The sequence below is a fragment of the Terriglobales bacterium genome (assembly GCA_035937135.1).
Taxonomy (GTDB): Bacteria; Acidobacteriota; Terriglobia; order Terriglobales; family Acidobacteriaceae; genus DASYVL01.
In genome coordinates, this window is record DASYVL010000120.1 from 1 (window position 1) to 6,895 (window position 6,895).

At 63.9% G+C, this 6,895-nt stretch carries 7 protein-coding genes; all 7 read right to left on the reverse strand.

Annotation, left to right across the window (positions count from 1 at the left end):
* Positions 1–1,096, reverse strand: a 1,096-nt coding sequence (locus VGQ94_07115) for an acyl-CoA carboxylase subunit beta (GenBank protein HEV2022285.1), incomplete at its 3' end; no start/stop codon positions are given.
* 94 nt (positions 1,097–1,190) lie between these two features.
* Positions 1,191–1,853, reverse strand: a complete 663-nt coding sequence (locus tag VGQ94_07120; GenBank protein HEV2022286.1) for a hypothetical protein — start codon at positions 1,851–1,853, stop codon at positions 1,191–1,193.
* 61 nt (positions 1,854–1,914) lie between these two features.
* Positions 1,915–2,664 (reverse strand): class II aldolase/adducin family protein, encoded by a 750-nt coding sequence (locus VGQ94_07125; protein HEV2022287.1) that lies wholly within the window; start codon positions 2,662–2,664, stop codon positions 1,915–1,917.
* A gap of 18 nt (positions 2,665–2,682) precedes the next feature.
* Positions 2,683–3,882 carry an MFS transporter gene (locus VGQ94_07130; protein ID HEV2022288.1) on the reverse strand — a complete coding sequence of 400 codons (1,200 nt, stop codon included), beginning with the start codon at positions 3,880–3,882 and terminating at the stop codon, positions 2,683–2,685.
* A 21-nt stretch (positions 3,883–3,903) separates the two neighbouring features.
* Positions 3,904–5,850, reverse strand: a complete 1,947-nt coding sequence (thrS, locus tag VGQ94_07135) for a threonine--tRNA ligase (GenBank protein ID HEV2022289.1) — start codon at positions 5,848–5,850, stop codon at positions 3,904–3,906.
* A 200-nt stretch (positions 5,851–6,050) separates the two neighbouring features.
* Positions 6,051–6,518, reverse strand: a complete 468-nt coding sequence (locus tag VGQ94_07140) for a hypothetical protein (GenBank protein HEV2022290.1) — start codon at positions 6,516–6,518, stop codon at positions 6,051–6,053.
* A 45-nt stretch (positions 6,519–6,563) separates the two neighbouring features.
* On the reverse strand, positions 6,564–6,895 hold a 332-nt coding region (locus tag VGQ94_07145), incomplete at its 5' end, for a hypothetical protein (protein HEV2022291.1).

A 6,895-nucleotide genomic window follows, 5' to 3' on the forward strand; every position in this document is an offset into this window, starting at 1 on the left:
AGCCGGGGACGTCCTCGAAGGTGATGAGCGGGATATTGAAGGCGTCGCAGAAGCGCACGAAGCGCGCGCCCTTCACCGAAGCGTTGATGTCGAGCACTCCAGCGAGGAACGCCGGCTGGTTCGCGACCACACCCACCGGGCGCCCGTTCAGCCGCGCGAAACCGACCACGATGTTTTTCGCGAAGTGCTCGTGGACCTCGAAGAAGTAGCCGTCGTCGACCACCAGGTGGAGGACGTCCTTGATGTCGTAGGGCTGATTGGATTCGGCGGGAACGATGGAGTCGAGCCTGGCGTCGGCGCGGTCGGCGGGATCGGTCGAGACGCGCCGCGGCGCGTCTTCCAGATTGTTCGAGGGGAGAAAGCTCATCAGCTCGCGGATGAGCGACAGGCACTCGGCGTCGTCGTGGGCCAAAAAGTGGGCCACGCCCGAGGTCTCGTTGTGGGTCAGCGCGCCGCCCAGCGCTTCCTTGGTGACCTCCTCATGAGTGACGGTTTTGATCACGTCCGGCCCGGTGACGAACATGTACGAGGTCTTATCCACCATCACAACGAAATCCGTGATGGCGGGCGAGTACACGGCGCCGCCCGCGCACGGCCCCATCACCGCCGAGATCTGCGGGATCACCCCGGAAGCCAGCGTGTTCCTGAGAAAGATGTCGGCATAGCCGCCGAGCGAGAGGATGCCCTCCTGGATGCGCGCGCCGCCCGAGTCGTTCAGGCCGATGAGGGGCGCGCCCACGCGCATGGCCAGCTCCATCAGTTTTACGATCTTGGCGGCGTTGGCCTCCGACAGCGAGCCGCCGAAGACGGTGAAGTCCTGGGCGAAGACGAAGACCAGGCGGCCGTCGATGCGCCCGTACCCGGTGACGAAACCGTCGCCGTAGACCTTCTGCTCCGCCATGCCGAAGTCGGTGGCGCGGTGGGTGACGAAGCGGTCGGTCTCTTCGAAGGAACCGTCGTCGAGCAGGAACTCCACCCGCTCGCGGGCGGACATCTTGCCTTCCTTGTGCTGGCGCTCACGGCGCTCGGGCCCGCCGCCCGCTTCGGCGAGCTGGTCGCGGCGTTTGAGTTCGGCGAGCTTCTGCTCCAGATCCATGCGGGGGATTATAGATTGGCCACAGAGACACAGAGGTACAGAGGAAGAAATCTGGGTTGGTCAGATGCTGTTGGCTGATTGCTGGCGGCTGCGCCTAGGGGCTGCCGGCGCCCTCAGTCCACTTGTACTTCTTGCCGTCCCAGTAGACGCTGGAGGTGCCCCCGTCGCCCTCTTCCGCCATGATGGCCATCACCTTCTTCTTCTTGACCATCAGGGGCGCGACCGAGAGCTTTTCAAACGGCAGGTTGACGATCACGAACTTCGCCTTGGGAGTTTCGGCGCGCCAGCCTTCCTTGCCCGCGCCATGGATCACCAGGATCATGTGGTTGTTGCGCGGGTCGTCGCTCTGGAACTCCACCGTCACCTTGGGATTGCCGTAGCCATGGTAGGTGAAATAGGGGTCCACCACCTTGTAGTCGAACTGCGCCTGCCCGGCCAGGGGATTCTTGAAGCGCACGACGATGACCGCATCTTCCACGCCGTCGCCATCCAGGTCGCCGGTGAGCAGGTACTTCCACCCCACCTCTTTTTTCTTGTCGGGATGCAGGTAGCGGACGGTGATCTCGGTGGACGTCTCCGCGATCTGAAGGTCCGGCCCGAACTGCTTCTTCACCACGGCCATCAGCTCGCCCATCTGCCGCGCCTTGGCCACCGCCTCTTCCTGCTCCGGGGTCAGCGGAGGCGGACTCTGTTGGGCGAGGACTGCAATTCCGAGGATGAGCAGGGCGGCGGGAAGCACGGACCGAAGGAATCTCATGAGTAAAGTGTAACCCCGTTTCCCTCCGCCAAAAGACGCGCGTACCGGCGGAGGCACTCTCTTAGTTGGATGCGGCTGGGGGGCGCGCGGGGAACAGGTCGGGGTCCGACTGCCGCAGGCGCTTGAGGAAGTCCTCCCAGAGCGGCGCCAGGAAGGGGATGTTGGCCAGCTCGCGCTTGGCTTGGAGCGCGTTCTCCCGTGAGATGGGCTGGGGCACGAGCCCGGTGGCGCGCGCCGCGCCCGCCACTGCGAGGTTCCGCTGCACCATGCCCTCCAGCAGGATCATGGTGACCATGGCGATCTGGATGTTGGGCCCGGTGGTGATGGCGCCGTGGTTGGGCAGGATGGCGGCGCGGCACTTCCCCAGCGCCTCCGCCATGGGCCGGATGCGCTCCTCGGTGGAAGCGATGCCGGAGTAGTCCTCCTCCACCACCACCACGTCGCCCGCCAGGATGCAGCTCTCCTGGTCGTAGACCTCCGGGACTTTGCGGAAGGTGCTGTAGGTGACGACCGCCGGTGGATGGGTGTGCGCTACCGCCACGATCTGCGGGTTGTACTTGTGGATGATGCCGTGCAGCGCGATGGTGTCGTTCACCATGCCCTCACCCTCGAGGATCTTGCCACCGTAGCTGACGGTGAGGATGTCCTTCGGCGTGAGGGTGGCGAACGACGGCCCGAAGCGGTTCACCAACATGGTGTCCGGGGCTACGGTCACGCTGAGGTGGCCGGCGTTGGCCACGCTCAGCCCGGCGCGGTACAGCATGCGGGCGGCGCAGCAGATGTCGAACTTGATGGCTTCGGTCGTAGTCATATGGGGAGGGCCATTCTATTACTCCGCGGGGATGGTGACGAAGACTTTGCCCTTCTTTTCCGAGCCCAGGTAGGTCACCACCGCCAGCGCGACGATGACGGCGATCTCGAAGCCGGCCAGCGCCCAGCGGTAGCCGAAAGCGTCCCTGAGCGCGTGCTCGATGTTGCTGGTGGGCGCGGCGATGAGGATGCCCATCTGGTAGGCGAGGCCGGGGACCAGCCCGCGCACGGAGTCGGGCGACAGCTCGTTCAGGTGCGCCGGGATGATGCCCCAGGCGCCCTGCACTCCCATCTGCAGCACGAAGGCTCCGAAGACGAGCACTGCGAGTGAGCCGCCGAACGACCACGCCGGGATCATCACCAGCGCCAGCCCCAGCGCCGCCAGGATGCTGCGCCGCCGGCCCATCTTTTCCGAGAGATGTCCGAAGATGGCCGCGCCGATGATCGCTCCGATGTTGTAGAGGATGGCGATGTCGGCCACGGTCGTCTCCCCGAACTTGTGCTCGTTCTTGAGGAAGTCCGGATAAAGGTCCTGTGTGCCGTGTGAGAGGAACATGAAGAGCGTCATCAGTACCACCAGATACCCGAAGAGTTTCCAGTGCGAGCCAGCGGTCTTGAAGATGGCGCCCAGCGAAGGCGCGCGGTGCTGCTTCCAGGCTTCCGACTCCGGCACGTGGGTGCGGACGTAGAGGGCCAGGAGTGCCGGCAGGCCGGCGATCCAGAACATCCAGCGCCAGCCTAGCGACGGCAGTACATAGTGCGCTGCCACCGCCGCTAGCAGGTAGCCGACCGAGTATCCACTCTGCAGGATGCCGGAGAGCAGACCGCGCCAGCGCACCGGAGCGTGCTCCATGGCCAGCGACGCCCCTACGCCCCACTCTCCGCCCATGCCGATGCCGTAGAGGCAGCGCAGCACGAAGAAGACGGGAAAGTTGGGCGCGAATCCGCAGGCGACTTCGACCACCGAAAAGTAGATGACGTTGGCGATGAGCGGCAGGCGGCGGCCGTAGCGGTCGGCCAGCATGCCGAAGAGGAGCGCGCCCAAAGGGCGAAAGGCCAGGGTGGCCGTGGTGGCCCAGAGCAGCGCGCTCTTCTCCACGTGGAAGTCCCGCGCCAAGTGGTCGTACATGAAGATGACGACGAAGAAGTCGAAGGCGTCGAGCGTCCAGCCCAGAAAGCCGGCCGCCACCGCATGCCCGGTCCCGCGCGGGGCTTGCATGGGGGAAGATTGTAAATGGTGTTAAAGCGAAGTTGATTTTTCCGCGATGTGCTTCCGGATCTTTTCCACGAACTCCGCCGCCAGCAGGTCTTCGGTCTTCTCTTGCCCGCGGGTGCGGACGTTGACGTGGCCGTTGGCAGCTTCCTTGTCGCCGACCACGAGCAGGTAGGGCACCTTCTGCATGGCGTGCTCGCGGATCTTGGCGTTCATCTTTTCGTTGCGCGCATCCACCTCCACGCGCACCCCGGCGGCCTTCAACTGCGCGGCGATCTGGTTGCCATAGTCGGCGTGGCGCTCGCTGATGGGGATGACCACTGCCTGCACCGGCGCCAGCCAGACGGGAAACGCTCCGGCGTAGTGCTCGATGAGCACGCCGAAGAAGCGCTCGATGGAGCCGTAGAGCGCGCGATGCACCATGAGCGGCTGCTTGCGCGTGCCGTCCTCGGCAACGTACTCCAGCTTGAAGCGCTCGGGCAGGGTGAAATCGAACTGGACGGTCGAAAGCTGCCAGGGCCGGCCGATGGCGTCCACCAGCTTGATGTCGATTTTGGGCCCATAGAAGACCGCCTCGCCCGGCATGGTCTTGTAGGGGATATTCGCGCGCTTGAGCGCCTTCTCCAGCGAGCCGATGGCCAGCGCCCAGTTCTCATCAGTGCCGGCGTAGGACTTGCGGTCTTTCTGGTCCCACACGGAAAGTTCGGCGGTGTACTCGGTGAAGCCGTAGGTCTCGAGCACGGCCTGGGCGAATTCGATACAGCCAACGATCTCATCCTCGATCTGCTGCGGAGTGCAGAAGATGTGGGCGTCGTCCTGGGTGAAGCCGCGGACGCGCAGCAGGCCGTGCATCACCCCGGAGCGCTCGTAGCGGTAGACCGTGCCCAGCTCGCCCAGGCGGACGGGCAGATCGCGATAGCTGCGCAGCGCGTCCTTGTAGATAAGGATGTGCCCGGGGCAGTTCATGGGCTTCACGCGGTAGTTCGCGTCGTCGAGCTCCATCGACGAGAACATGTTCTGCGCGTAATAGCCCTCGTGCCCGCTGATCTTCCACAGGTCCACGCGGGAGACGTGCGGGGTGTAGACCAGCGAATAGCCGCGCTTCAGATATTCCTCGCGCAGCCAGTCTTCCATGGTCTTGCGGATGATGCCGCCCTTGGGATGCCAGAAGATGAGCCCCGGCCCCGCCAGCTCCTGGATGGAGAACAGATCGAGCTGCTTGCCCAGCACACGGTGGTCGCGCTTCTTCGATTCCTCCAGGCGATGCAGGTACGCGTCCAGTTCTTTCTTGGAATAGAACGAGGTCCCATAGATGCGCTGCAGTTGCGGGTTCTTCTCATCGCCCAGCCAGTAGGCCCCGGCCACCGAGAGCAGCTTGAAGGCCTGGATGCGTCCGGTCGAAGGGATGTGCGGCCCGCGGCAGAAGTCGGTGAACTTGCCGGTGCGGTAGATGGAGATCTTTTCATCGGGCGCGGTGAACTGCTCGATGAAGTGGCACTTCATGAAGTCGCCCTCGCCCTTGAATTTCTCTAGGCCCTCACCACGCGGCAGCCACTCGCGCGCGTAGGGGATGTCCTGGGCGACCAGCTCACCCATTTTATTCTCGAGCTTCTCCAGGTCCTCGGGCGTGAACTTGGCCTCCCGGTAGAAGTCGTAGAAAAAGCCGTCGGCGGTGGGCGGGCCGTGGCCCAGCTTGGTCTCGGGGAAAAGTTCGAGCACCGCCGCCGCCAGCAGGTGAGCGGAGGAGTGCCGAAAGACCTCGAGCGCCTCGGGATCCTTCGAGGTCAGGATGCGCAGTTCGGTGTCTTTCTCGAGCGGCTTGGTCAGGTCAATGAGGTCGCCGTTGGTGCGCGCCACCAGCGCCGCCTCGGCCAGCTGCGGGCCGATGGACTTGGCGACCTCGAGCGCGGTCGTGCCCCTGGGCACGTCCTTCACGCTGCCGTCCGGAAGTTTGATTTTGATGGTCTCTGGCATGCAGCCTACTGAATCGACTTCCAAAGCCGCTCAGTTTATCGGATTCAAAGGGATTGCGCTAAGAGCGGGGCGGCGTTCGGGAGCCTGACTCCGCCTTCTCTGCGGGTCGCGGCAAGGGGCGGGCCTTGGCGAGGGAGAGGCACAGTTCCCTCAGTTCGGAGACTCGCCGCAGGCGGTTACTGATGGCCTTGGGTGACATATTAACAGCCTTCATCTTCCCCTCTCAGCCTTCGCAAGTCTTCCAAATCGATGTTGGAAGCACGTCCCGATTTTAGCCGAATCAGCCCTTCCCGGGACACCACCCAGAAAGCTCCTTCCTGCCATTCCTTCCATTCGCGAGCCTGCCAGACCTCCTCTAACGCGGGCGTGACCAGCAACAGGTCCAGCATCAACGGGTCTTCGTCCTCACCGAGGACCTTTACAACCCGATGAATCTCCATGGAACCACCCTCGAAAACCATCGGTTTCGAGCGGAGCGTGTAACCGAACCGGGATGCAATCGAGAGAATGCGCTCGATGTCGCCGCGTTGAACGAGGAGATCGATGTCCTCCGTCGCGCGGACGAAGCCATGCACGGCCATGGCCAGCCCGCCGCAGAGGGCGTAGGGTACCTGTTCCTGGTTCAGCGCGGCCACCAGCGCCTTGAGTTCGTCGTAGAGGCTCGCCATGGAGAGGCGATTATAGCCAGAGCGATGTCCGTCTGCAGGAAGCCGCTACAGATAGCTCAGCCACCAATCCCTGCGCCGCGCCTTCAGGTCCATGAACCACTTGCAGGGGAAGTAGAGGATGCCGACCGCCAGCGCCCACATCAGATAGATGAAGGGCAGGTTGTGGCCGTAGCCCGGAGGCGCTTGGCTGAGGAAGAATCCGCCGTGCAGCAGCCACTCGTAGGGCTGGCCCCAGGCCATCGCCACCCCCACCGCCATGCCGTGGATGAGGAACAGGTGCAGGATGTAATAGAAGAGCGGCACGCGGCCGAAGACCACAAAGAAGCGCCCGAGCGCGCCTAGCCGATCCTTCACCGCCAGCCGGTCGAAGCAGGAGA

Bases quoted from the DNA above. Each gene is read 5' to 3' on its own strand.
- VGQ94_07130 (HEV2022288.1), bottom strand. From the start codon at position 3,882: ATGCAAGCCCCGCGCGGGACCGGGCATGCGGTGGCGGCCGGCTTTCTG.
- VGQ94_07120 (HEV2022286.1), bottom strand. From the start codon at position 1,853: ATGAGATTCCTTCGGTCCGTGCTTCCCGCCGCCCTGCTCATCCTCGGA.
- VGQ94_07125 (HEV2022287.1), bottom strand. From the start codon at position 2,664: ATGACTACGACCGAAGCCATCAAGTTCGACATCTGCTGCGCCGCCCGC.
- thrS (HEV2022289.1), bottom strand. From the start codon at position 5,850: ATGCCAGAGACCATCAAAATCAAACTTCCGGACGGCAGCGTGAAGGAC.
- VGQ94_07140 (HEV2022290.1), bottom strand. From the start codon at position 6,518: ATGGCGAGCCTCTACGACGAACTCAAGGCGCTGGTGGCCGCGCTGAAC.